This window comes from Comamonas humi, assembly GCF_054782535.1.
Genome location: NZ_BAAGSH010000016.1, coordinates 157,153 through 183,158 on the forward strand (window position 1 = coordinate 157,153; position 26,006 = coordinate 183,158).

Consider the following 26,006-nt stretch of genomic DNA (forward strand, 5'->3'; position numbering starts at 1 on the left):
TGGATGCCAATTTGGCTTGAAATGTCAGGGGCTGCCGGCCATCAGCTGCCGCGCCAGCTGCACGTAGCGGCGTGCGGCCAGGCCCTGCGGGTGCTCCTTGGACCAGACCACGTCCACATACAGGGTCACGCCGTTGCTCAGGTTGTCGAACTCCATCGCCGCCAGCGTACCGGCCTGCACCGAGGGCTGGACCAGCTGGCGCGGCAGCCAGCCCCAGCCCATGGCGGCGCTGATCATGCTCAGCGCCGCCCAGTGGTTGTCGGTGCGCCAGATGTCGCGGGCATAGGCGAGGCGGCCGTCGGTGACGCTCCAGTCGCGGCTGGCCACTACGATCTGGCGCGTGTTGGTGAGGTGGTGCTCGCGCAGCAGCACCGGGGCGCCGTCGGCCAAGCCCGCGCGGGCCGCCTGCATCACCGGGTGGCCGGGGGCGATGACGGCGAGCAGCGTGTCCTCGCCCACCTCCTGGAAGCCCTCGCGCCCGTCGATGCTGGGGCGCTCGAAGACGATGGCCAGCTGCGCGCGGCCGCTGTGCAGCATGGCCAGCGCATCGGCCTGCGGCGCGGTCAGCACCTCCACGTTGAGCTGGGGAAACTCGCCGGTGAGCGCGGCGAGCGGCACCGTCCACGGCGCGGACAGCAGCTCGGGCGCGATGGCCAGCGTCAGCCGGCTCTCCAGGCCCTGCTCCAGCGCCAGCGCATGGGTGTTGAGCTGCTGCAACTGCGTGGCCAGCAGCCGGGCCTGGGGCTCCAGCGCGAGCGCCGCGGGCAGCGGCACCGGCTCGCGGCCGCGGCGCTCGAACAGCGGCAGGTTCAGCTCGGCCTCGAGCTGGGCGATGCACATGCTCACCGCCGAGGGCACGCGGCCCAGGGACCGGGCCGCGGCCGAGAACGAGCCCCGGTCGAGCACCGCGAGGAAGACATGGATGTTGTCGGAAGTAAATGCCATGGCAGCGGTTTTCGCCTGATTTATCAAAATATCTGAAAGATTCTGACTTTATCTTTCAGTATTGCGGATATACCATGCGCCCTATGTCAACGCAAGCACTATCCAAACCGATTCTCCGGCCCCTGCAGGGCCCCATGCGCCGCGTGGCCTACGTGGGGCTGTACGAGGTGTTCGCCATCATGGTCGCCACGGCGGGCCTGGCGGCGGCCACCGGCCAGGGGGCCATGCATTCGGGCGTGATCTCGGCCGTGTCGTCGGCCATCGCCGTGGTCTGGAACCTGGTGTGGAACTCGCTGTTCGAGCGCTGGGAGGCGCGCCAGAGCGTGCGCGGCCGCAGCATCGCCCGCCGCATTGCGCATGCCATCGGCATGGAGGGCGGCCTGGTCTTCATGCTGGTGCCGCTGTTCGCGTGGTGGTTCCAGGTGTCGCTGTGGGAGGCGTTGGTGATGGACATCGGCCTGCTGCTGTTCTTCCTGGTCTACACCTTCGTCTTCAACTGGAGCTTCGACCGCGTCTTCGGCCTGCCGGCGGCGGCGCAGTGACCGCCCCGGCTGCGACGCTTGTTACCCTCTGTCACGCCCAGCGCGGCGCCCAGTGTTTAGACTCGCGCTCCGGTCAAACCGAGACAGGAGTGTTCATGGACCAGAAAGACAGCCACCAGGCGGGCGCCGGCAGCGAGTCCGGCGGCATGGCCTGGGACCAGCTGTTTCGCGCCGAGATGATTGCCCAGGCCCTGTGGGCCGTCGTGTTCGGCGCGGGCACCATCGCAGCCATCATGCTGCTGGGCAGCAAGTAGCCTGACGGGCAGGGCGCATGCCGTCCGGATTGGCATGAAGCGCGCGGGCCCTGGTGGCCCGCGCAGTCCATCAGAGCTCCTCGAAAAGAATCTCCTGCGCCCCTTCCCACAGCACCTTGGTGCCCAGGGCGCGCAGATGCTCCTTGCCTTCGACGATGGTCAGGAAGTGGTTGCCCGCCAGCTGGCCCACCTTGCTGGAGAAGTCGACGCCGCCGTAGGCCAGCAGCACCTCGGTTTCGCTGGCGCCGCTGCCGGGGTGGAAGATGATCTCCCCCGGTGCGGGGTGGCTGGTGGCGTTCTCGTAGCCCACGCCCAGGTCGAAATCGCCCAGCGGAATCCAGCAGCCTTCGCCGCTCCAGCGCACGTGGATGATGCGCTCCTGGTAGGGCAGCAGCTTGCGGAAGGCGGCTGCTGTGAGCGGGGCGTCGGGGTGGAACTCGGCGATGAACTGGTGTTCGGCGGCGGTGATGCGGATCTTGTTCATGGTGGTTGCGTGGTGGTAGAAAGCGTGGCGGCTCAGCGGGAGTCGATGTCGTTCAGGTGGGCGCGCGCCGTTTCGCGGGCGCACCAGGCTGCGACGGCGATCAGCGCGCAGGCGATGGCGCAGTACAGCGCGACCGGCAGGGTCGTGGAATAGGCGGCCAGCAGGCTGGTGCAGATGATGGGCGCGAGTGCGCCGCCGAAGACGCCGGCGAACTGGAAGCCCAGTGACGCGCCGGTGACGCGGACCCGCGTGGCGAACAGCTCCGGCAGGAAGGACGCCAACGGCGAGAACATGAAGGACACGAAGCCCATGCCGACGAAGGCGGCCAGCACGATCAGGCCGGGAATGCGGGTTTCGATCAGCGCGAAGAACGCGAAGGTCCAGGCTGCGCCGCCGAGGCCGCCGAACATCAGCACCGGGCGGCGCCCGAGCTTGTCGCACAGCCATCCGGCCACGGGGATGAACATGATCTGCGCCACGGCGCCGGCGAGCACGGCGTACAGCGCGATGTCCTTGGGCAGGCCGAGCTTGGTGGGCACGTAGTACAGCAGGAACAGCGTGAACACGTAGAACGAGATGTCGCCGCCCAGCCGGGCGCCGAAGCCGATCATCAGCTTGCGCTTGTAGTGGCTCAGCAGCTCCTTGATCGGGGCGGGCGACTCCTCGCCCTGGGATTCGAGCTTCTCGAACAGGGCCGATTCATGGACCTGGGCGCGGATGTACAGGCCGATGATGACCAGCACCGAACTCAGCAGGAACGGGATGCGCCAGCCCCAGCTGAGGAACTGCTCGTCGCTGAGCTGCTTGGTCACCACCGCGAACACCCCGTTGGCCAGCAGCAGCCCTATGGGCGCGGCCATCTGCACCACGGAGCCGAGCAGGCCGCGGCGCTTGCCGCTGGGGTCGAGCTCGTTGACCATGATGGTGGCGCCGCCCCATTCGCCGCCGAGCGCGGTGCCCTGGATGATGCGCAGCAGCACCAGCAGGATGGGCGCCAGGATGCCGAGCGTGCCATAGCCGGGCAGCAGGCCGATGGCGAAGGTGGCCAGGCCCATCATCATCAGCGTGATGAAGAGGATGGACTTGCGCCCGATCTTGTCGCCGAAGTGGCCGAAGATTGCAGCCCCCATGGGCCGGGCCACGAAGGCCACGCCATAGCTGGCGAAGGAGAGCAGGGTCGAGACCAGCGGGTCGCTCTGCGGGAAGAACAGCCTGGGAAAGACCAGCGCGGCCGCCGTGCCGTAGATGAAGTGGTCATAGAACTCGAGCGTGGTGCCCGCCAAGCTCGCCGCTGCCACCTTTCTGACGGAGTTGGCGGGTACGGCCGGCGTGGCCGCCGAGCCACTGATGGTTGCCTGCATGGTATGTCTCCTGTTTTTTAGTCTACGGACTGCAGCATACAGTCCGTCGCCAAGATATACCAATACCGAAATTCAATCAATTCGTATTTTGTATGTCGGTTTTATTGAATTTGGATGCTGGATATCATCAGAAGGTGCCTGGTGCTCAGCGCCTGCAGGCCCACACGCTGTAACCATATGGGGAAAAGCGTCGTTTTGTGGATTGGCGTACAATTTCTGCACATGTTCCATACAAAAATTGCGACGAGATGAAGAAAGCGACTGCCGGCCAGGAATCACCCGCCTTGTCCTCCGCCAAGGGTGCGAAGTCGCGCGAGCCCGCGTCCGTGGAGGAGATCACCGAGCGGGTGCTGGGCGCCATCTGGGAGAACCAGCTTCCGCCCGGCACCAAGCTGGTGGAGGAGAGGCTCGCGGCAGTGTTCCATGTCAGCCGCACCAAGGTGAGGCTGGCGCTGGCGCGGCTCGCCCATGATGGCATCCTGACCGTGGAGCCCAACCGCGGCACCTTCGTCTCCAGCCCGACGGTGGAAGAGGCCAGGCAGGTACTGGCCACGCGGCGCCTGATCGAGCCCTGCCTGCTGCGCGAGCTGGCGAGCCGGCTGCGGCCCGAGCACCTGGAGGGCCTGCGCAGGAATGTCGCGCTGGAAAAGCAGGCCCGCTCGCAGAACGAGCGCCGGGCGACGATCCGCCATGCCGGCGAGTTCCACATCCTCATCGCGGAGATGTCCGAGAACACCTACCTCACCAAGTACATGCGCGAGCTGTGCTCGCTGACCTGCCTGGTGATTGCGCTGTACGACGCGCCGGGCGTGCCCTCCTGCCCCGAGCATGAGCACGATGCAATCCTGGACGCGCTGGAGGCGGGCGAGGTGGACCGCGCCTGTGCCCTGATGGTCGAGCACCTGACGCATGTGGAGAACGCCCTGCGGCTGGAGATGCCCGAGGAGCCCGAGGTGGACTTCGCGGCCATCTTCGCCTGAGCGTTTCTGACGGCTCCGACGGGGCCGAATCCCTCAACGGTGCTCGAAGCGCGCCTGCAGCGCGGGCGGCAGCCCGCTCGTGGGCTTGGCCGCCGGGCGGCGGAAGCTGCCAGCCGTGGCCTTGCGCGGCCGCAGGCTGGCCAGCGTCTCGGCCTGCTTGACGGCGGCGGCCATCTGGTCGACCAGCGGCACGGGCACCTGGTCGCGGACTTTGTCGGCCAGGCCCGCCAGCGGTGCGCCGGCGAGGATGACGACATCGGCATCGTCCTGCACCACGGCCTGGTTGGCCAGGTCCACCAGCAACTGCATCTTCTCTTCCTGCACATCGGAGACGGAGCCGAATTGCTCATCGAGCATGCGGATGCCGGCCAGGCGGCTGGTGAGCCCGTGCGCCTCCACGCACTCCTGGTACCACAGGCCCAGCGACCGGGCAAATGTCACGATGGCGAAGCGCTTGCCGAGCATGCAGGCGGTCAGCATCGCGGCCTCGGCCATGCCGACGACCGGAATGTCGAACAGCTCCCGCGCGCCGAAGAGGCCGGGGTCGCCGAAGGCGGCGATGATGGCCGCGTCGTAATCCTGGTGGTGCTCGGCCAGCATCTCCAATGCGACGGCGCCGCCGATCTGGGCCTCGGCTCGGGTGGAGATGTACGGAAACCCGCGCGGCGCCGTGAGGCTGGCCAGCTCGGTGCCGGGCGCGGCCGCGGGCAGCGCGGCGGCCATCAGCCGGTCGGTGATGCCCTGGCTGGTGTTGGGATTCAGAACGAGGATGCGCATGGCTGCTGCCTTCCGATGGGTTATGCGGACGCCGCCGCGGCGGCGAGGATGGCTTCGATCTCGCGGGCGGCGGCCAGCAGCTGCCGGTCGCGGCCCCGGGCGGCGATCACCTGCATGCCCACCGGCAGGCCGGCCCGGCCCGTTCCGCAGGGGATGGAGATCGCGGGCGCCATGGCGTGGTTCACGAAGGGGGTGAAGACCGCATGCCCTCGGGGCTGCACCGGCACGCCGCCGATGGTCTCGGGACCCAGGCGGTCGGCGCTCCAGGCGACGCAGGGTGTCGTCGGGCAGATCAGCAGGTCGTGGCGCGACAGGAACTCGCCCAGCGTGAGGGCGATGCGCCAGCCGGCCTCGCGGGCGCGGGCCACATCGGCGCCGCTCCATTGCAGGCCGCGTGCGATCTGCTTCTCGACGTCGGGATCGAACTGCGTGGGATCACGCTTCCACGCGTCCCCGAAGAGGTTGGCCAGGCCCACGTGCTGCAGCGGCATGAGCGCGTCTTCGTCCGCGCCGGCCGGCCAGGCCGGATCGGCGTCGGCGATGCCGAGCCCGGCGCGGCGCAGCGCCTCGATGGCGCGGGCGATGCAGGCCTCGACATCGGCATCCACCGGCACGTCGAGCCCGAAGCGCGGGCTGAAGGCGATGCGCAGCTCCGCCGCGCCCCGCAGCGGCTCGGCGGACAGCGGGATGGACTGCGGATCGCGCAGCTCGGCGCCCGCCAGCACCCCGAACATCAGCTGCGTGTCCGCCACGTCGCGGGCGATGGGGGCCAGCACCTGCAGGCCGTTGAAGGCATGCGGGAAGCCGACCGGATCGGCGATGGCGCCCTGCGAGGGCTTGAAGCCGACCACGCCCACATGGGCCGGCGGGCGCCGGCTGGAGCCGCCGCCGTCGGTGCCCAGGGCCAGCGGCGCGAGCCGCGCCGCCACGGCGGCGGCGCAGCCGCCCGAGGAGCCGCCGGGCGTGAGCGAGGGATCGGCCGGGTGCCGGGTCAGGCCGTAGACCCGGTTGGTGGTCAGGCCCTTGCAGGCGAACTCCGAGGTGTTGGCCATGCCCAGGATCAGCGCGCCGGCCTGGCGCAGCCGGGCGACGGCCGGCGCATCCTCGGGCGCGACGAAGTCCTGGAACAGCTTCGAGCCCTGGGTGACGTTCTGCCCCTCGACCCAGATCACGTCCTTGACCAGCACGGGCACGCCGGCCAGCGGCAGGTGCTCGCCCTGGCGCAGGCGCTGGCGCAGCGCCTCGACGTCGGCGGCCAGGCGCGCGGGCACGGCGCCGACGACGGCGTTCAGCCCGGGGTTGAGCGCCGCGATGCGCTGCAGGAAGGCGGCGACGACCGCGCCGGGGTCCAGCGTGCCGCTGTTGCAGCCGGCGGCGATCTCGGTGGCGGACAGTTCATGCATGGGTGGACCTCGCCAGCTGGCGCAGCGCATCGGGCACATGGCCCACATAGTGGCCGGCGGCGGCCTCGTCGGACACCTTCGGCCGTGCCATGTCGGGCCGGCCGCAGGGCAGGAACTGGCCGTAGCCGGCGCTGCCCACGACCTCGCCGCCGTCCCACACGCGCTGGCCGCGCACCAGTGTGGTGACCGGCCAGCCGGTGACCTGCATACCCTCGTAGGGCGTGTAGTCCACGTTGTGGTGCAGCATGCTGTTGGTGATGGTGACCTGCTTTTCCGGGTCCCAGATCGCGATGTCGGCGTCCGAGCCGATGGCGATCGTGCCCTTGCGCGGGTTCAGTCCGTAGAGCTTGGCCGGGTTGGTGGCCGTCAGCGCGACGAACTGGTTCAGCGAGATGCGCCCGGTGCGCACGCCCTCCGAGAAGAGCAGGGGCAGGCGCGTCTCCACGCCGGGGATGCCGTTGGGCACATACTGGAACTCCACTTCCTTGCCGCCCGGCTTCTTGCCGTCGCTGCCCTCGTAGCGGAAGGGTGCGTGGTCCGACGAGACGATGGTGAACAGCCCGTCCGACAGGCCGTTCCAGACGACGCGCTGGTTGGCCTTGTCGCGCGGCGGCGGGCTGCAGATGCACTTGGCGCCCTCGTAGCCGTTGTCCAGGTGCGAGGCGGTGAGGAACAGGTACTGGGGGCAGGTCTCGGCATAGATGCGCAGCCCGTGGCCGTGGGCCCAGCGGATCTGGTCGATGGCCTCGCGCCCCGAGACGTGGACGATCAGGATGGGCACGTCCACCAGCTCGGACAGCGCGATCGCCCGGTGCGTCGCCTCGCGCTCGACCACCATGGGGCGCGCCTCGGCGTGGTACTTGGGCGCGGTGTGGCCGGCGGCCTCCAGCGCCTCGGTCAGCCAGGCGATGCAGTCGGTGTTCTCGGCATGCACCATCGCCAGCGCGCCATGCCGGCGCGCGACCGCCAGGCACTGCAGGATCTGGCGGTCGTCGAGCTTCATGTCGTCGTAGGTCATGTAGATCTTGAACGAGGTGTAGCCCTGGGCGATCAGGCCGGGCAGCTCCTCGTTCAGCACCGCGGCCGTGGGGTCGGTGACGATCATGTGGAAGGCATAGTCCACCAGCGCCTTGCCGTCGGCGCGGCGGTGGTAGTCGGCCACGGCGGCGCGCAGCGACTCGCCCTGGATCTGGGCGGCGAAGGGGATGACGGTGGTGGTGCCGCCGCAGGCCGCCGAGCGCGTGCCGGACAGGAAGTCGTCCGCCATCTTCAGCCCGTCGCCCATGGGCTGGTCGAAGTGGCAGTGGGCGTCCACGCCGCCCGGCAGCACCAGCTTGCCGCGGGCGTCGATTTCGTCCGCGCCGGGCGCCAGCCCCTTGCCGAGCGCCACGATCTGGCCGCCCTGGATGCCGATGTCCGTCTCCATGGTTTCGCAGGCGGTGGCGACCAGGCCATGGCGGATCACCAGGTCATAGGTGGGTTGCATGTGTCTTCCTGTTCTTCTGGGGGGAGGGTCTGATGGTGGTAATGTAAATGACATCTGTTATGCAATCAATCGGTAGTTTGTTTGTCGGATGTTTTGGTTTTGTATTTCGGATATCGGCCGCACGGCCATAAAAAACGTGCGCTTCGCGGGAAGCGCACGCCGAGGCGGTGCCTGCGCCGGCCGCCAAGCCCATGCCCGCACCAGAGCGCGGCGCCTGGCTTAAAATACCCAGCCTTGTCCCAAGGAGCGCTGCAGCAGGCCGGTGATAGCCGCGAACCTGTCAGGCTTGGGCAGGCGGCCGGGCGTGCCCGCGCTGCGCTTTGAACCCGTTCTTGGCAACGGCGCTCACCTGTTCTGTCCTCTGTTTCTGGTTTTCACAGGTGAGCTTGATGTCCGCTGCCGCGTCCCCGTCCTCCATTGCCGTCCCTCCCATGCGCCTGTCGGGCCTGGAGCCCGTCTTCATCGGCGAGGGCACGCTGTTCGTCAACGTGGGCGAGCGCACCAACGTCACCGGCTCCAAGGCCTTTGCGCGCATGATCCTCAACGAGCAGTACGAGGAAGCGCTGTCGGTGGCGCGCCAGCAGGTGGAGAACGGCGCCCAGGTCATCGACGTGAACATGGACGAGGCCATGCTCGACAGCAAGGCCGCCATGGTGCGCTTCCTGAACCTCATCGCCTCCGAGCCCGACATCGCCAAGGTGCCGGTGATGGTGGACTCGTCCAAGTGGGAGGTCATCGAGGCCGGCCTGCGCTGCCTGCAGGGCAAGGGCATCGTCAACTCCATCTCCATGAAGGAGGGCGTGGACAAGTTCAAGCACGAGGCCAAGCTGATCCGCCGCTATGGCGCGGCCGCCGTGGTCATGGCCTTCGACGAGAAGGGCCAGGCCGACACCTACCAGCGCAAGATCGAGATCTGCGAGCGCGCCTACCGCGTGCTGGTCGATGAGGTGGGCTTCCCGCCCGAGGACATCATCTTCGACCCCAACATCTTCGCCGTGGCCACCGGCATCGAGGAGCACAACAACTACGCGGTCGAGTTCATCGAGGCCACGCGCTGGATCAAGCAGAACCTGCCCGGCGCCAAGGTCAGCGGCGGCGTGTCCAACGTGAGCTTCTCCTTCCGCGGCAACGACCCGGTGCGCGAGGCCATCCACACCGTCTTTCTCTACCACGCCATTCAGGCGGGCATGGACATGGGCATCGTCAACGCCGGCATGGTCGGCGTCTACGACGACCTGGAGCCGCAGCTGCGCGAGCGCGTGGAGGACGTGGTGCTCAACCGCCGCCCCGACGCCGCCGAGCGCCTGCTGGAGATCGCCGAGGCCGCCAAGAGCGGCGCCAAGGACGAGAGCAAGAAGCTCGAATGGCGCGGCACGCCCGAGCACCCCAAGACCGTGGGCGAGCGCCTGTCGCATGCGCTGGTGCACGGCATCACCGACTTCATCGTCGCCGACACCGAAGAGGCCTACCAGCAGATCGTGGTGCAGGGCGGCGGCCGCCCGCTGCACGTGATCGAAGGCCCGCTGATGGACGGCATGAACATCGTCGGCGACCTGTTCGGCGCGGGCAAGATGTTCCTGCCCCAGGTGGTGAAATCCGCGCGCGTGATGAAGCAGGCCGTGGCCCACCTGATTCCCTACATCGAGGAAGAAAAGCGCCAGCAGGAAGCCGCGGGCCTGGACGTATCGAGCAAGGGCAAGATCGTCATCGCCACCGTCAAGGGCGACGTGCACGACATCGGCAAGAACATCGTCACCGTGGTCCTGCAGTGCAACAACTTCGAGGTCATCAACATGGGCGTGATGGTGCCCTGCCACGAGATCCTGGCCAAGGCCAAGGCCGAGGGCGCGGACATCATCGGGCTGTCGGGCCTGATCACGCCCAGCCTTGAAGAGATGCAGTACGTGGCCGGCGAGATGGACAAGGACGACTACTTCCGCATCAAGAAGATTCCGCTCTTGATCGGCGGAGCCACCTGCTCGCGCGTGCACACGGCCGTGAAGATCGCGCCCAAGTACGACGGCCCCGTGGTCTACGTGCCCGACGCCTCGCGCAGCGTGAGCGTGGCGCAGAGCCTGCTGGGCGAAGGCAAGCAGGCCTACCTGGACGAGCTGCTGACCGACTACGACAAGGTGCGCCACCAGCACGCCAACAAGAAGAAGACGCCGCTGTGGCCGCTGGCCCAGGCCCGCGCCAATGCCACGGTGGTGGACTTCGCCGCCCACCCGCCCGTGGCGCCGCGCGCGCTGGGCCGCCGCGTGTTCAAGAATTTCGACCTGGCCGAGATCGCGCGCTACATCGACTGGGGCCCGTTCTTCCAGACCTGGGACCTGGCCGGGCCCTATCCCGCCATCCTCGACGACGAGGTCGTGGGCACCGAGGCGCGCAAGGTGCTGGCCGATGCGCAGGCCATGCTCAAGAAGATCATCGAAGGCCGCTGGCTCACCGCCAACGGCGTGATGGCGCTGTACCCCGCCAACCGCGTGGGCGATGACATCGTGTTCTACGGCGACGAATCGCGCAGCACCGAGCTGATGACCTGGTACGGCATGCGCCAGCAGACCGAAAAGCAGGCGGTGGACGAGGTGATGCGCCCCAGCCGCTGCCTGTCGGACTTCGTGGCCACGAAGGCGTCGGGCATCGCCGACTACGCCGGCCTGTTCGCGGTGACGGCCGGCATCGGCGCCGAGAAGAAGGACAAGGACTTCCAGGACGCGCTGGATGATTACTCTGGCATCATGTTCAAGGCCCTGGCCGACCGCCTGGCCGAGGCCTTTGCCGAATGCCTGCACGAGCGCGTGCGCAAGGACCTGTGGGGCTACGCCGCCGACGAGCAGCTGACGAACGAGCAGCTCATCAAGGAGCAGTACAAGGGCATCCGCCCCGCGCCCGGCTACCCCGCCTGCCCGGACCACACGGCCAAGATCGATCTGTTCCAACTGCTGGACGCGAAGGACATCGGCATGGAGCTGACCGACAGCCTGGCCATGTTCCCCGCATCGAGCGTCAGCGGCTTCTACATTGGCCACCCTGACGCGACCTACTTCAACGTGGGCCAGATCGGCGAGGACCAGCTGGCCGACATGGCCGAGCGCCGCGGCATGGACATCGAGGAGCTGCGCCGCAAGCTGGCGCCGAACCTGGGCTGATGCCGTTGCGCTATTGAAAAAGAAGCTGTTGGCGCTTGGTATGCAAGGATTTCAAATACAAAAGCATTTGAAATTGCGCATAAGCAAGCGCCAGCAGCTCTGTTTTTTGATGCCCGCGCGGGGGCAGAGCGCGCCTGCCCACAGGCTTGCAGCGCTTGTTACAGTTGGCTGCGTCAATATCCCGTAAATCCACCCCCTCGCCGAATGCTGCTGCCGCACAATGGCGCAGATTTCATCGCAGGGCCGCCCCAAGATGAAAAGCGCCCCCTTGGGGGGCCGCGGCTACACGTAGTGAGCAAGCATGGGGGCCATTTTCAGACTGACTCGTATGCGTTTTCTCGACATGGTGGCGGCGCTGGCGCGCCGCGGATGGCAATGGCTGCGCGGCCGCAGCAAAAAGCAGTGGCTGCTGGCGGTCGGCGCGCTGCCGGTGGCGCTGCTGCTGTACGTGCTGGTGCTGATCCCGCTCACGCCGTCGATCAGCGACATCAAGAAGGCCAAGCTCGAGGCGCCCACGCAGCTGCTGTCGGCCGACGGCAAGCAGCTCGCGCAGTACCGCCGCTCCAACCGCGAGTGGGTGGCGCTCAAGGACATCTCGCCCAACGTCGTCAACGCGCTGATCGCCACCGAGGACCACCGCTTCTACGAGCACCACGGCCTGGACTGGCGGCGCACGCTGTCGTCGGTGGTGCACACCGCCACCGGCCGGCCGCAGGGCGGCTCGACCATCACGCAGCAGCTCGCGCGCAACCTCTTTCCCGAGGAGATCGGCCGCGCCCGCTCGCTCAACCGCAAGCTGAAAGAGGCCGTCACCGCCTTCAAGATCGAGTCGTCGTATTCCAAGGAAGAGATCCTCGAGACCTACCTCAACACCGTGCCCTTCCTGTACAACGCCTTCGGCATCGAGATGGCGGCGCGCACCTATTTCGACAAGTCGGCCGACAAGCTGAACGTGCAGGAGGCCGCCACGCTGGTCGGCATGCTCAAGGGCACCAGCTACTACAACCCGGTGCAGAACCCCGAGCGCGCCAAGGAGCGGCGCAACACCGTGCTGGCGCAGATGTACAAGCACGGCAAGCTCAGCGACATCGAGTTCGCCGCGCTCAAGACCCGGCCCATCAAGCTCGACTTCGAGCGCCAGGACGACACCTTCGGCATGGCGCCGCATTTCGCGCAGGCGCTGCGCAAGTGGCTGATCGACTGGGCCGACGCGCACGACTACAACATCTACGCCGACGGCCTGGTGGTGCACACCACCATCGACTCGCGCGTGCAGGCCTGGGCCAACCAGGCCGTGGCGCGCCAGGGCCAGCAACTGCAGAAGGTGGCCAACGGCCTGTGGGGCCCGCGCAGCCAGTGGAGCGCCAAGAACCCGCAGGTGCTGAGCTTCGTGCGCGAAAGCGCCGCCTACCGCCAGGCCGTGCAGGGCGGCGCCGACAAGGACGAGGCGCTCAAGGCGTTGCTGGCCGACGGCGACTTCATGGCGAAATTGCGCGAGGAAAAGACCCGCGTGCAGGCCGGCTTCATGGCCATGGACCCGCGCAACGCCCATGTGCTGGCCTGGGTGGGCAGCCGCGATTTCGCGCAGGACCCGTTCGACCACGTCGCGCAGGCGCGGCGCCAGCCCGGCTCCACCTTCAAGCCCTTCGTCTACGGCGCGGCGCTGCTCAACGGCGCCGTGCCCAGCGACACGCTGATGGACCAGCCGGTGGACATCGTGCTCGCCGGCGGCCAGCACTGGCGGCCCAGCGACGGCGGCCCGCCCTCGTACCAGCCGATGACCCTGGCCGACGGCCTGGCCTACTCCAAGAACACCATCACCGCCCAGGTGATGATGCAGGTCGGCCCGGCCAAGGTCGCCAAGCTGGCCACGGCGCTGGGCGTGCGCCAGAGCCCGCTCGAGGCCGTGCCCGCGCTGGCGCTGGGCACCAGCCCCGTCACGCTGCAAGAGATGGTGACCGCCTACGCCACGCTGGCCAACGGCGGCGGCTACCGGGCGCCGGTGATGGTCACCCGCATCACCGACCGCAGCGGCCAGGTGCTGGAGGAATTTGCCCCGCCCGAGGCCGAGCTGGCGCTCGACGTGGGCGTGGACTACGCGCTGGTGGACATGCTGCGCGGCGTCATCGCCCATGGCACCGGCCAGGGCGTGCGCCGCTGGGGCGTGCAGGGCGACTGGGCCGGCAAGACCGGCACCACGCAGGACAACACCGACGGCTGGTTCATGCTGATGAATCCGCAGTTCGTCGCGGGCGCCTGGGTCGGCTTCAACGACGGCCGGGTCACGCTGAACGACTACTGGGGCCAGGGCGCGCACAGCGCGCTGCCCATCGTGGCCCAGGTGGCGGGGCAGGCACAGCGCGCCAAGCTGGTCGAGGCCGGCGCCGGCTTCGAGCGGCCGGCCGAGAACAATACCTTCGTGCAGCGCCTGCGCAGCTGGCTGCTGGGCTTCGGGTCCGACAATCGCCCGCCGGCCGATCCTTTCGAGAACCCACCCGCCACGCGCGGCGGCGGCGGGCTGCCGCCGGTGATCGACGACGAGCCGCGGCCCATCAACCGCCGCGGTGGTGGCGGCGAGGGCAATTTCAGCATCGAGCACGAGGCGCCCCGGGCGCCGGCGGCCATCGGCCCCGCGCCTTCCGCCGCGGTCACCGGTCCTGGCGCTCCGCCGCCCGGCCAGGCCGTGGTGCAGCAGGGCGTGGTGGTGCCGGGCGCGCCGCCCGCGTCCGCGCAGGACGGCGGCATCGTGTGGCGCCGCGCCACCCCGGGGCCGGAGGTGGCGTCGGGTGCCACGCCGGGCGACGCCGGCATCGCGGCCAGCGAACTGCAGCGCTGATAAAAAGAGGAGCGGCTAGCGCTCACTCTGCCTATGTTTCATATGGATTTCTTGCTGAAATCCATGCTTGATAAGCGCTAGCAGCTCTCTTTTTTAAAGTGCTCACCAATACTCAGCAATTCCCCCAGCTTGCGCTTTTGTTGATTTTGTAATATTTTGAAACAATAGGGAGGTTGATGTAAATGAAACATCCAACCCGGTGACGGCCGCAGCGCACCAACGCGCAGGCCGCGCCACTGAATGGAGGCTGCCATGCAATCCGTCAAATGGGGCCTGCTGCTGGCACTGATGTTTGCGCTGGTGCTGGTGGCGGCCCAGGCACAGACACTCAGGCCCGACCCCGGGGCCGGCGGCACGGGCCTGGATCTTTACCGCGCCGGAATCAGCAACCCGCGCTGCACGGCGGGGCGCTGCAGCCACTGGCTGAGCACGCGGCTCACCTCGGGGTACTGGCCCCAGCCGATCAGCGCCTCGGCGTCGTAGCGCACGATCATGTTGCGCACCCAGGGCAGGATGGCCATGTCGGCGATGGTGTAGTCGCTGCCCACCACCCAGTCCTTGCCCTGCAGGTGCTTGTCGAGCACGCCGAGCAGGCGCTTGGACTCGGCGACGTAACGCATCAGCGGGCGCTTGTCCTCGTAGTCCTTGCCGCCGAAGATGTTGAAGAAGCCGACCTGGCCGAACATGGGGCCGATGCCGCCCATCTGGAACATCAGCCACTGCAGCGTGGGGTAGCGCAGCGCCGGGTCGAGCGGCAGGAACTGGCCGGCCTTCTCGGCCAGGTAGACCATGATGGCGCCCGACTCGAACAGCGCGATCGGCTGGCCGTGCGGGCCGTTGGGGTCGATGATGGCTGGGATCTTGTTGTTGGGGAAGGTGCCGACGAATTCCGGCGAGAGCTGGTCGTTGCTGTCGAAGTTGACCAGGTGCACCTCGTAGGGGATGCCCAGCTCCTCGAGCAGGATCGAGACCTTGACGCCGTTGGGCGTGGGCAGCGAGTACAGCTGCAGCACGTCGGGCTGCTTGGCCGGCCATTTGCGGGTGACGCTGAAGTTTGCCAGGGTGCTCATCGGACCTCCTCGATAGGGCTGTTTATAAGGGAGAAGCCGGCGCGGCGCCGTTGCAATGTGCAACGCCTTGGCGCCGCCGCGTCGCGCTTTTTACTTGCTCTCCACAAAGTCGATGCGCAGGCCGTCCGGGGTGACGGTGAAGGTGGCCGGCGCGCGCTCGAGGTTCTTCAATTTTGCCAAGTCCTCGTCGCGCAGCTGGTGCAGCACCACGTTGTCCATCGCCTGCTCGGCCGCGCGCGGCGCATAGGCGTGCAGCATGGTCGAGACGGCATCGGGCAGGCCGGTCATCATCAGCGAATTGACCTTGACCGCGGTGGCGCGCAGGCTGTGGTCCGTGGGCTCGTAGCGCAGCGCGAAGTCCAGGTCCATGCCGCCGTCGTAGCTCTGCGGCAGCACCTTGCCCGAGAGCTTGGCCGTCATGGTGGCGTTGATGCGGTTGGTCTCGGGCAGCAGCCGGAGCGTGGGCGCGTAGACCTCCATGGTCACCAGCCCCAGCAGCGGGTACTGGCGCGGGAAGGACTTGGCCACCAGGGCCTGCAGCTCCTGCTGCGACAAGGTGTAGCTGCGCGGTGCCATCGAGCAGCCGGCCAGCCAGGCGGCAACGCATAAAGTAGAGCAGAGAAGTAAGCGGCGGTGCATGATGCGCGATTGTAAGAACAGAGCATGCCGCTGCCGGCACCCCGCGGGCCGCCGTGCATGACGGAAGTGTAAAGATGCTCTACAGGCGTTGCAGCCGCTGCGCCGCAAACGCCTCGTACCAGGGCAGGCTGCCGGGGTTGGCCATGGTCTCGGGGTTGAGCACCTGGGCGGCGCTCTGGCCGAGCAGCAGCTTCTTGATCGGCAGCTCGAGCTTCTTGCCGGTGAGCGTGCGCGGGATCTCGGCCACGGCAAAGATGTCGTCCGGCACGAAACGCGGCGACAGCGCCTGGCGGATGGCCTGGGCGATGCGCTGGCGCAGCGCGTCGTCGAGCGCGGCGCCGGGCCGCAGCACCACGAACAGCGGCATGTAGCTGTCGCGGCCCAGGTATTCGAGGTCGACCACCATGGAGTCGCTGATCTCGGGCAGGGCCTCGATGGCGTTGTAGATCTCGCTGGTGCCCATGCGCAGGCCCTGGCGGTTGATGGTGGCGTCGCTGCGGCCGTAGATGACGCAGCTGCCGTCGGCCTCGATCTTCAGCCAGTCGCCATGGCGCCAGATGCCGGGCCAAGTGTCGAAGTAGCTCGCCAGGTAGCGCCGGTTGCCGGGGTCGTTCCAGAAATACAGCGGCATGGCCGGGAAGGGCCGGGGGCAGACCAGCTCGCCCACCTCGCCCACCACCGGCCGGCCCTGCTCGTTCCAGGCCTCGACGGCGTAGCCCAGCATGCGGCACTGCATGCTGCCGGGCGCGTCGGGCAGCTCGGGGTTGCCGCCGATGATGGCGGCGCAGAAATCGGTGCCGCCCGAGATGTTGCACCAGTACACGCCGGGCGCGCCGGCCTGCGCCAGCTGCTCGCTGCCCCAGCGCTGCACGTCGGCCGACAGCGGCGAGCCGGTGCTGCCCAGCGCCCGCACCTGGGCGAGGCCCGGCAGGCCGGCCACGTCGAGCCCGGCCTTCATGCAGTTGGTGAAATACGCCGCGCCCGCGCCGAAGGTGGTGACGCGGTGCTTGGCGACGAAGCGCCACAGCACGCCCCAGTCCACCTGCTCGCGGCTGCCCGAGGGGTTGCCGTCGAAGATGGCGATGGTGCTGCCGCGCAGCAGCGCGCTGACCTGCATGTTCCACATCACCCAGCCGGTGGAGCTGTACCAGTGAAAGCGCTCGCCGCGGTTGTTGTCCCGGTAGCTGGCGCCCACTTCGAAGTGCATGCCCTGTACCAGCAGGTTCAGCAGCATGCCGCCGGTGCCGTGGACGATGGGCTTGGGCAGGCCGGTGGTGCCGCTGGAGTAGACGATCCAGATCGGGTGGTCGAACGGCAGCCAGTCGGGTTCGAAGGTGGCGGTTTCGGCATCATTTCGGGCAATGGTGCTTATCCAGTCTGCGCTATCAGCTATCTTTGTGGTAGCGAAAGGCGTATGCACGATCAACCGGTGCCGCACGCTGGGCAGCCCGGCCAGCAGCTCGTTCACCACGGCGCCTCGGTCCATGGCCTTGCCGCCGTAGTACACGCCGTCCACGGCGATCAGCACCTTGGGCTCGATCTGGCGGAAGCGGTCGCTCACCGAGGCCACGCCCATGTCGGGCGCGCACACGCTCCAGATGGCGCCGATGCTGGCGCAGGCCAGCATGGCGATGGCGGTCTCGGGGATGTTGGGCAGGTAGGCGGCCACGCGGTCGCCGCGCTCCACGCCCAGCGCGCGCAGCGTCAGCGCCAGCGACGCCACCTGGCGGCGCAGCTCGGGCCAGCTGAGCGTGCGCACCTCGCCGCGTTCGTTGTCGCTGATGATGGCCGGCTGGCCCTGGGCATGCGCCGCATCGGCATGGCCGAGCAGGTGGCGCGCATAGCTCACCTGGGCGCCGGGAAACCACTGCGCGCCGGGCATGCTCGCTTCTGCCAGCACAGCGCTGGCGGGCGTGGCGGATTCGACGCCGTGGTGGTCCCAGATGCTTTGCCAGAAGGCCTCGGGCTGGTCGACCGACCACTGGTACAGGCTGGCGTAGTCGGCAAAGCGCAGGCCGCGCTGCGCCTCCAGCCACTGCTGGTACAGGCGGATCTGGGCGACGGGGCGGTGGGGAGTGGAGGAGGGCAGGCTCATGGACTGCGAGCCTAGGCACAAGACGCGCGGTCGCCTGTCAGGGAAATCCCGGGCATGGGCGATACACTACGCGGCTTTGCTGGGAGGAATGGTCCGGGGATGTGGGAGTTTGCTGCGTATCCGCTGCTGGCGCTGATGTTCGTCGCGCTGTTTGCGCGCGAGGTGATCGCGCCCGCGTCGCGCAACCACTGCGACCGGCGCTGGCTGATCCTGTCCACGCTGCTGGGCCTGGGCACGTTGGCCACCACGCTGCTGATGGGCCATGTGTTCGCCGACAGCATCCGCCGCCATGCCTGGTTCGACATAGGCCAGCGCTGGCCGGCCTGGGCCGTGGGAGGCCTGAGCTTTGTGCTGACGAGCTTCGTCTTCTATTGGTGGCACCGGGCCACGCACCGCTTTGACATTTTGTGGCGCATGTTTCACCAGCTGCACCACAGCGCGCCGCGGGTCGAGGCGCTGACGGCGTTCTTCGCCCATCCCCTGGACACCGCCGCCGCCGTGCTGCTGAGCGCGCTGTCGAGCTACTGGGTGCTGGGCGCCAGCCCGCTGGCGGCGGCCGTCGCCATCGGGCTGACGGGGGCGTTCGACCTGTTCCTGCACGCCGACCTGAAGACGCCGCGCTGGCTGGGCTACCTCGTGCAGCGGCCCGAGATGCACACCGTACACCACCAGTATGGCCACCATGCGCAGAACTACGGCCTGCCGGTGTGGGATTGGATCTTCGGCACCTGGGCCAACCCGGCCGAGCGCGTGCCGCACCTGGGCTTCGACGCCGACAAGGCTGGGCGCATCGCCGACATGCTGTGCTGGCAGGACGTGCACAAAGGCTGAGGCGGTGGTGTCCGTAAATGCAAAAACATGTGTTCTTTGCGGTCTTTGCGCAAGCCAGTATTGCGCAGGCAGCTATAGTTTTTATGAGCGCCGGCAGGGAACTTTCCCGCCATGGCGCACACCAAGTCATGCGGCGCAAGACCGCATACCCGTAGTTTGCAAGCGCGGCACGACACGCCGCCGGCACGGGTGAGGGGACCCCGAGCCGCTGCCCAAGAGGGGGCGCAGCGGCACTGTGACAACGCGCGCAAGCTGGCTCTGCGCCTGCGCGGCGGCGAGCCCAGGCCCGCCACAGTCGAGGAAGTTGGTTTGTCAGGTTTGCATCTCAAGTACAACCCCGCGATGGATGGATTGCGGGCGATAGCTATCGTTCTGGTCTTTCTTTCGCACGCGCATGTGCCATTGTTCGACGGCGCCTTCCTGGGCGTGGACATCTTCTTCGTCCTCAGCGGCTACCTCATCACCTCGCTGCTGCTGATGGAGCACCGGCGCGAAGGCCACATCGACTACGGCCGCTTCTACTACCGCCGCTTCCTGCGGCTGATGCCCGCGCTGCTGTTCTTCCTGGCCGTTTACTGGGTGGTGGCGCCGCTGCTGTGGCCCGACGACAAGCACCTGGTGACGCAGGACGTGCTGGTGTCCATGGCCTATCTGGCGGACTATGGCATCGCCTTCTTCGACAGCCCGGACTCGCTGCTGCACATGTGGTCGCTGTCGGTCGAGGAGCACTACTACCTGGTCTGGCCGGTGCTGCTGGCCTACCTGCTGCGCCGCATGCCGCCGGCCCGCGTCTGGGGCTCGGTGGCGCTGCTGTATGTGCTGGCCTTCCTGTGGCGCGCCTGGTGGGTGGACGCGGGGCAGCCCTTCTACCAGGTCTTCTTCCGCTTCGACACCCGCGCCACCGGCATGCTGCTGGGCAGCCTGCTGGCCACGCTGGTCATCCATCGGCACACCTGGTTCGAGGCGCTGGCCAGGCACCAGCACTACCTGCTGTGGCTGGTGCCCATGTTCCCGCTGCTGCTGACCTGGGAGTGGGGCGACAGCGGGGCCCTGCTGTGGGGCATTGCGCTGGCCGAACTGGCCACCCTGGCCATCCTGGTGGCCATCTACCACCAGCGCGGCGTGGTGTTCGACATGCTGAGCATCCGCCCGCTGGTCTGGCTGGGCAAGGTTTCGTACGGCATCTACCTGTGGCACTACCCCGTGGTGCGCGTGCTGCGCGCCGAGTTCTCGTGGCCGGTGGTGGTGGCCGTGGGCCTGCCGGTGTCGATCGCGCTGGCGGCGCTGTCGTTCTACACCGTCGAGCGCTGGGCGCTGCGCTGGCGCGACGGGATCAAGCGCCCCGCACCGGCCAGGGCCAAGGCTCCCGTCCGTCTGGCGCCCCGCCAACCCGCTCCCGTCTGAGCCCTGCCGCAACGGCAGGGCCCACGGTCAGGCAGTGGCCTGCCCCCCGCGCTCTCGCCTCATGCACAGGCGTGAGGCGTGGTGATTTGCTCCAACACCCCTTGATCGTCGCCAGCCTTGGCGCTGAGGCCGGCCGATTCAGCACGCCCAATACTCACATTGTCAACAACTGTGAGCTTCTGCCATTCTGTAACCGGATTTTTTACCGGGGTTTCTACCAAAAAATCGGTTTATGGCGCCGCGCAGCGCCGCACCTATCGCTGCTGTGTCAATAGTCCAAAAAAACCATTGATCTCGACCGAGGCCGCGATTTTCCTGGGCCATGGCGCTTTGCCAATGAAAGAAAAATCTCAATAAATATTGACTCTTCATATCATTGTATTTATTTAATAAATCAATTTATATGATTAACAAATACAGGCGTATGTTTGCCAACGTGAGTTGAACGGCGTATGTTTGTAAGTGTGAAGTTACATGAGTCATTTGCAAGCGCAGTGTGAGTGATCGCAGTTTGAGCTCACGGGTGGTGGGTTGACTCCCGGCCGCGTGAAAGGCCCGTAGGTGCAGGTCTGCCCATGTCTTGAGGCTATGCCAAGAGGAGGCGACATGAATACCGTGGAAATAGGATGGATCGTCCGTCGGATGGTTCGCTGGCTGCTGATCGCAGCCGTATGCGGCTGGGGGGCCACGTCTTTTGCGGCCTCCAGTGGCAAAGGCCAGGCCTATGGCGTCAACGTGGGCGCCAACCTTACCCTGGCGGGAGCCGCGGTGCAGCTGGGCGACACCGGCCTGCAATCCGCACCGCCGGATTTCGATGTGGCGGGGCCGATCATCAGTGCGGACATAGGCGCGAGCCTCCTGGGCGTCAAGGTGTTGGGGGTGACCACCGGCGTCATCACCAACCAGACCCAGAGCACGCTGGCGCAAAACCGCGTGGTATCGAATTCGAGCGTTGACGGCCTGAATGTTTCCCTGGTCAGTGCCCTGGGCGCATCGCTGCTGAACCTCGGAGCCAATACCATCACCTCCACCGCGCAGATGGCCTGTGTCAACGGCATTCCCGCCGGTTCGGGCAGCGCCACCATCGTGGGAGGCACCGGGCTGCTCAGCGGCGTGGCCGTCAACCCAGGAGCCAACACGGGCTTGAATGTGCTGGGCGTTGCCAGCGTCCTCCTGAATGAACAGAGCCTCTCCCCCGACGGCAAGAAAATCTCGGTCAACGCCATCCACATCAGCATCAATGTGCTGGGCCTGATCACCGCGGATATCGTGGTCGGCCATTCCGAGGCCTCGATCACCGACTGCAAACCCACGGTGACGCTCAACGCCCTGCCGGCCGTCACCAGCGGCAACCAGTCCAGCGTGCCCATCAGCGGCACCTGCAGCGCCGGCAGCGGCAATGTCGCGATCACCTCGAACCCGGCCGGCGCAACCCAGTCGCTGGCCTGCCTGAGCAATGGCACCTATAGCGGCACGCTCAACATGTCGGGCCTGCCGGATGGCTCCATCATGGTGACCGCCACGCAGACGGCCTCCGGCTTCACCGGCTCGGACAGCAAGACGACGACCAAGAACACCGCGGTGCCAGGCGCGCCCACGGTGGCGGTCACCAGCGCCCCGGCCATCACGGCGGGCAACCAGGCGTCCTATGGCGTCTCGGGCACCTGCTCGGCGAACGGCGTGCCGGTATCGGTGTCCATCGGCGGCGTCGCTGCCTCCACCACCTGCAGCGGCGGCACCTGGTCGGTTTCCGGCGTCAATGTCAGCGGCCTGCCCGATGGCTCGGTAACGGTTACCGCTTCTCAGACCGTTGGGGGCTTGACCGGGCAGGGATCGCTGACCACCTCCAAGAGCACCGCGCCGCAAGGCCCTCCGGTGGTCACGGTCGGCAGCGCACCCACCATCAATGCGGCCAACCAGACTTCGTACAGCGCCTCGGGCACCTGCTCGGCGAACGGCGTGCCAGTGACGGTGACCATCGGCAGCGTCTCCACCCAGGCCACCTGCAGCGGCGGTACCTGGTCGGTGTCCGGTGTCAACGTCAGCAGCGTGGGCGATGGCCCGGTGACGGTCACGGCATCGCAGACCGTGGGCGGCCAGACCGGCTCGGGCACGCGTGCCACGACCAAGGACGCCCAGGCGCCCACCGTGGCCGTCACGACGGCTCCGACGATCAACGCAGGCAACCAGTCGTCCTATGGCGTGTCGGGAACCTGCAGCGAGAACGGCAGGCCAGTGTCGGTCAGTGTCGGCAGCGTCAGCGTTGTGCCGGCTCCGACCTGCAGCGGCGGTGCGTGGTCGGTATCGGGCGTCGATGTCGGCGGCCTGGCCTCTGGCCCGGTGACGGTCACTGCCTCGCAGACCGATGCCGCTGGCAACACCGGCAGCGGAACCCGCGCCACCACCAAGGAGTCGGCGGCTGCCGCCGTGACGGTGACGGGAGCGCCTCCCATCAACGCATCCAACCAGTCGTCCTACGGCGGCGTGACGGGCACCTGCTCGGCGGCGGGCGGGGCGGTGACGGTGGCCATCGGCAGCGTGACCACGACCACCACCTGCAACGGCGGCACCTGGTCGGTGTCGGGTGTCAATGCCAGCGGTGTGCCTGACGGCACCGTGACGATCACGGCGACGCAGACGATCAGTGGAGCACCTGTGAGCGGCTCGCGCACGACCGTGAAGGACGTGACACCGCCGGCCGTGACGATCACCAACGCTCCGACCATCGATGCGACGAACCAGTCCTCCTACACCGCATCGGGCACCTGCACGACGGCCGATGGCGCGGTGACCGTGGCCATCGGCAACGTGATGACCTCGGCGCCCTGCATCAATGGCTCGTGGACGGTGACCGGCGTGAACGTTGGTGGCCTGCCGCAGGGCCCGGTGACGATCAAGGCTTCGCAGACCGATGCCGCGGGCAACACCGGCAGCGCCACGCGCCAGGTGGACAAGACGACGGCCTCCGATGGGTCGGGCAGCGGCGGTGGAGCCATCGCACCCCAGAACGGCAGCTGGATCATCACGGCAGAGCTCAACGGCAAGCCTGGCCGCGGCATGGGCATCGACGTGCAGAACGGTGCCTTCGTGATGCAGGTGTATGACTACACCACCTCCGGCGCACCCACGTTCCACCTCGCCATCGGCACCATGAACGGCAACAAGGTCGTGGCGCCCCTCAAGTTCTACAAGGACGGCCGCTATTTCGGCAGCGGCCCTCGCGACGGGCAGGAGGCAGGCGATGCCGGCAATGTGGAGATTGTCTTCACCAGCCGCACCACGGGCACCATCAAGTTCCCAGGCGAAGATGCCAAGGCCATGCAGCGCTTCGACTACGAAGGGACGCCGGCAGACAGGTTCGCGGACCCGGCCTTCGTGGACCGCTGGGCCATGGTGGAGCTCGACGAGAGCAACCAGCCCGTGGGCACCTGGTGGGCCGACATCGGGGCGAGCGACCAGGTCAGCCTGAACTACAACTGGGCTCTGTCCAGTGCGCCCTGGCCCTATGCCGGCAGTAACAAAGTGACGGTGCATGGCTTCGACGGCTCGCTGGGTGCGCCGCTGTTCGCCCAATGCGACTACACCGGCGCCGACCGTGTGTTCGCCTGCTCCGGCAACTCGGCGAGCACGTCGGTAGTGCTGCGGCTGCAGCGCAGCGTCGACCAGTTGGTCGGCTCGGTCAAGTTCGGCACGGCTTCCATGCACCGCATCATCGGTGCCCGCATCACACGTGCTGCCTACACGACGGCCGATGGGAAGACTTCGCTGGCTGCCTATTTCCGGCCCGACTACGCGCCGGAAGCCGGCACCTGGATCGCCAGCGATGAAATCACGGGTAAGCCGGGACGCGGCTTCGCGCTGGATCTGCAAAAGCCCGTCAACAGCGCCGACCACACCTTGTTCATGTCGATCTACGACTACGAGAGCAATGGCAATGCCACGTTCCACAGCGTGCTCGGTGCGCATGTGCCGTCCACGGTGCCCGCGGCCAATAGGCCGAGCCTTGCCGTGAGCCAGTACCAGGGCGGACGGTACTTCGGCAGCGGTGATCTGATCGCGAGCTACCTGGGCAGCCCCGGCAATGCCGACAGCATCCGCTTCGCCACCTCGGCGCTCGGAACCATCAAGTTCCCGGGCGAGGATCCGGTGCAGATCGAGCGCTACTACTTCGGTGTCGACAAGAACAGCATCGACTCCCTGGTCGGCTCGTGGGTGGTGCTGGCGCATGCAGGCCCCTTGAAGAGCCGGATCTTCCGCTTCACGCCGCACACCGAAGGCTCGGTCATCGACATGGCCAGTGGCTATGTCTGCGTGAAGGAGCAACTGCTCAGCTTCAGCTTCCGCTGCGATCCCGCCCAGCCAGGGGCAGGCAACCCGGTCATCCGCTTTGCCACCGGCTACTATGCTGCCTCTCGCGGCATCGAGGGTGATGGCGGCGCCGAGCCGGATGCCACGCCGGAGCTGACGGTGATGCGCATCACCGATCCCGATGGCCGCCTCACGCAGTCGGGTTCGATGTTCCTGTCCACGACGCCGAGCCAGTAAGCGTCCTTCGCCCAGCCGCCCCGGCAGCCTTCAAAAGGCGGCCGGGGCGGTTTATTTTGGGGAGAACCCTCGGATTGGTGAGTATTTCGTGAGGATCGCTATCAGCGCACCGGATGCGATCCTAATTACAAATTGGATGAAATTGGCATAAAAAAATACAAATGCCCATCTTTGTCAAAATCTGTGAACGAGGGATGGGGCTGTATGCGACTTTTTCCACGTGCTCGCGGTATCGCGGTGACGGCGTTTGCGCTCTGCCAGGGTGCATCCGCCTGGGCAGATTTGACGGTTGACGCGGGTGCCGTCCATGCCGTGGCGGCCAATGGCGAGGAGTCGCTGGCCTGTACCGACCTGATCGTGCAGGGCGGTGGCACGGTGGCCCTCAATGGCGGCTCGATCGTCCAGATCCGGAATGTGAGCAACAGCGGCACCATCGACGGATCGCCGTCCGGCACGCTGGACGTCAATGGCGACTGGACCAACAACGGCAGTTTTGTCGCAGCGGGCAGCACGGTCAGGCTCAGCAACCGCTGCGGCGCCAGCACCCTGCAGCTGAGCGGCGCCACCACCTTCAACAACCTGGACATCAGCGGCCAGAACGCGAATTCACCGGTCACCGTCGTCCTGCCCAGCCCCAACACGGTGGTCACGGCGGTGAACGGCGCCCTCACATTCGGCGGCAACGGTACGCCCGTCGCCATCAACGGCCCGACCTGCGCCGGCATCTTGCTGGGCCCCAATGCACCTGCTCCCAATCTGGCCAACGTCACGCTGGGGCCTGGCATCTGGATTGCCAGGCAGCCGCCCGCCCAATGCGGGGGCGGCACGCCCGGTGGCCAGGCAGTGCCGGTGCCCGGCCTGGGCATGGCGGGCGCGGGCTGGCTCTCGCTGCTGCTGGGCGGCGTGGCGGCCTGGGGCCGGCGCCGTGCGCGACAGTACGCGCCCCGCCGCTGAAGCCGGCACACATACACCAGACAGATTCACCATCTCAGGAAGGGACTTGGAATGATCTCGGCAAAACCATGGGCGCACTCCCGTTTGCAAGCTGCACTGATTCGGGCCGTGGGGGCGGGCCTGCTGGCCGCTGCTCCGCTGGCCTGGGCGGCCGATATCACGGTCAAGCCGCCGGCCGCCGGCGGCTTCGTGGTGCAGGACAGCGCTGGCTCGGCCACGCGCATGCGCATTGGCGAGGGCGCCAGCGACAA

19 protein-coding genes and 1 riboswitch are annotated in these 26,006 nt (G+C 67.3%); of the genes, 9 read left to right on the forward strand and 10 right to left on the reverse strand.

Annotation, left to right across the window (positions count from 1 at the left end; genetic code table 11):
- Positions 1-24: 24 nt before the first annotated feature.
- Positions 25-945, reverse strand: a complete 921-nt coding sequence (locus tag ACYVKR_RS16660) for a LysR family transcriptional regulator (protein ID WP_460482059.1) — start codon at positions 943-945, stop codon at positions 25-27.
- A 134-nt stretch (positions 946-1,079) separates the two neighbouring features.
- On the opposite strand from ACYVKR_RS16660, the gene ACYVKR_RS16665 reads away from it, so the two are divergent.
- Together ACYVKR_RS16665 and ACYVKR_RS16670 are read left to right on the forward strand one after the other, a co-directional pair.
- Positions 1,080-1,487 carry a PACE efflux transporter gene (locus ACYVKR_RS16665; protein WP_460482060.1) on the forward strand — a complete coding sequence of 136 codons (408 nt, stop codon included), beginning with the start codon at positions 1,080-1,082 and terminating at the stop codon, positions 1,485-1,487.
- 95 nt (positions 1,488-1,582) lie between these two features.
- Complete coding sequence (locus tag ACYVKR_RS16670) at positions 1,583-1,741, forward strand: hypothetical protein (RefSeq protein WP_460482061.1); 159 nt, start codon at positions 1,583-1,585, stop codon at positions 1,739-1,741.
- Positions 1,742-1,811: 70 nt separating this feature from the next.
- On the opposite strand, the gene ACYVKR_RS16675 is transcribed toward ACYVKR_RS16670, so the two are convergent.
- Together ACYVKR_RS16675 and ACYVKR_RS16680 are read right to left on the reverse strand one after the other, a co-directional pair.
- The gene (locus tag ACYVKR_RS16675) at positions 1,812-2,225 is read right to left on the reverse strand and encodes a DUF3830 family protein (RefSeq protein ID WP_460482062.1); all 414 of its coding nucleotides are present in this window, start codon (positions 2,223-2,225) and stop codon (positions 1,812-1,814) included.
- 32 nt (positions 2,226-2,257) lie between these two features.
- A complete protein-coding gene (locus tag ACYVKR_RS16680) occupies positions 2,258-3,586 on the reverse strand; it encodes an MFS transporter (RefSeq protein WP_460482063.1) in 1,329 nt (442 codons plus the stop codon).
- Positions 3,587-3,870: 284 nt separating this feature from the next.
- Here ACYVKR_RS16680 and ACYVKR_RS16685 point away from each other — a divergent pair, with 284 nt between their 5' ends.
- Positions 3,871-4,566, forward strand: a complete 696-nt coding sequence (locus ACYVKR_RS16685; RefSeq protein ID WP_460482064.1) for a GntR family transcriptional regulator — start codon at positions 3,871-3,873, stop codon at positions 4,564-4,566.
- Positions 4,567-4,599: 33 nt separating this feature from the next.
- Here the strand turns inward: ACYVKR_RS16685 and ACYVKR_RS16690 are convergent, their stop codons facing one another.
- The 3 genes from ACYVKR_RS16690 to hydA are packed head-to-tail and all read right to left on the reverse strand — an operon-like array spanning position 4,600 to position 8,232.
- Positions 4,600-5,343 (reverse strand): aspartate/glutamate racemase family protein, encoded by a 744-nt coding sequence (locus tag ACYVKR_RS16690; RefSeq protein WP_460482065.1) that lies wholly within the window; start codon positions 5,341-5,343, stop codon positions 4,600-4,602.
- Between the two features lie 20 nt (positions 5,344-5,363).
- Complete coding sequence (locus ACYVKR_RS16695; protein ID WP_460482066.1) at positions 5,364-6,746, reverse strand: amidase; 1,383 nt, start codon at positions 6,744-6,746, stop codon at positions 5,364-5,366.
- Positions 6,739-8,232 (reverse strand): dihydropyrimidinase, encoded by a 1,494-nt coding sequence (gene hydA, locus ACYVKR_RS16700; RefSeq protein WP_460482067.1) that lies wholly within the window; start codon positions 8,230-8,232, stop codon positions 6,739-6,741. The genes ACYVKR_RS16695 and hydA overlap by 8 nt, the downstream gene beginning before the upstream one ends.
- Positions 8,233-8,467: 235 nt before the next feature.
- A riboswitch (S-adenosyl-L-homocysteine riboswitch) is annotated at positions 8,468-8,586 on the forward strand.
- A gap of 35 nt (positions 8,587-8,621) precedes the next feature.
- On the opposite strand from hydA, the gene metH reads away from it, so the two are divergent.
- The gene (metH, locus tag ACYVKR_RS16705; RefSeq protein WP_460482068.1) at positions 8,622-11,381 is read left to right on the forward strand and encodes a methionine synthase; all 2,760 of its coding nucleotides are present in this window, start codon (positions 8,622-8,624) and stop codon (positions 11,379-11,381) included.
- A 328-nt stretch (positions 11,382-11,709) separates the two neighbouring features.
- On the forward strand, positions 11,710-14,217 hold the full coding sequence (locus ACYVKR_RS16710) for a penicillin-binding protein 1A (RefSeq protein ID WP_460482069.1): 2,508 nt from the start codon (positions 11,710-11,712) through the stop codon (positions 14,215-14,217).
- 77 nt (positions 14,218-14,294) lie between these two features.
- Here ACYVKR_RS16710 and ACYVKR_RS16715 read toward each other — a convergent pair whose 3' ends face one another.
- From ACYVKR_RS16715 to ACYVKR_RS16730, 4 genes are all read right to left on the reverse strand, one after another.
- Positions 14,295-14,471, reverse strand: a complete 177-nt coding sequence (locus ACYVKR_RS16715) for a hypothetical protein (protein ID WP_460482070.1) — start codon at positions 14,469-14,471, stop codon at positions 14,295-14,297.
- 114 nt (positions 14,472-14,585) lie between these two features.
- Entirely contained in the window at positions 14,586-15,287 is a 702-nt protein-coding gene (locus ACYVKR_RS16720) for a glutathione S-transferase family protein (protein ID WP_460482071.1), read from the reverse strand.
- A 90-nt stretch (positions 15,288-15,377) separates the two neighbouring features.
- Complete coding sequence (locus tag ACYVKR_RS16725) at positions 15,378-15,863, reverse strand: DUF1439 domain-containing protein (protein WP_460482072.1); 486 nt, start codon at positions 15,861-15,863, stop codon at positions 15,378-15,380.
- Between the two features lie 142 nt (positions 15,864-16,005).
- A complete protein-coding gene (locus ACYVKR_RS16730) occupies positions 16,006-18,021 on the reverse strand; it encodes an acetoacetate--CoA ligase (protein WP_460482073.1) in 2,016 nt (671 codons plus the stop codon).
- Positions 18,022-18,120: 99 nt separating this feature from the next.
- On the opposite strand from ACYVKR_RS16730, the gene ACYVKR_RS16735 reads away from it, so the two are divergent.
- The 4 genes from ACYVKR_RS16735 (at position 18,121) to ACYVKR_RS16750 (ending at position 25,755) form a co-directional block, all read left to right on the forward strand.
- Positions 18,121-18,852: a sterol desaturase family protein gene (locus ACYVKR_RS16735; RefSeq protein WP_460482074.1), complete on the forward strand. Its 732-nt coding sequence runs from the start codon at positions 18,121-18,123 to the stop codon at positions 18,850-18,852.
- Positions 18,853-19,194: 342 nt separating this feature from the next.
- A complete protein-coding gene (locus ACYVKR_RS16740) occupies positions 19,195-20,256 on the forward strand; it encodes an acyltransferase family protein (RefSeq protein ID WP_460482219.1) in 1,062 nt (353 codons plus the stop codon).
- 606 nt (positions 20,257-20,862) lie between these two features.
- The gene (locus ACYVKR_RS16745; protein ID WP_460482075.1) at positions 20,863-24,801 is read left to right on the forward strand and encodes a choice-of-anchor P family protein; all 3,939 of its coding nucleotides are present in this window, start codon (positions 20,863-20,865) and stop codon (positions 24,799-24,801) included.
- A gap of 282 nt (positions 24,802-25,083) precedes the next feature.
- Positions 25,084-25,755 carry a hypothetical protein gene (locus ACYVKR_RS16750; protein WP_460482076.1) on the forward strand — a complete coding sequence of 224 codons (672 nt, stop codon included), beginning with the start codon at positions 25,084-25,086 and terminating at the stop codon, positions 25,753-25,755.
- Positions 25,756-26,006 lie beyond the last annotated feature (251 nt).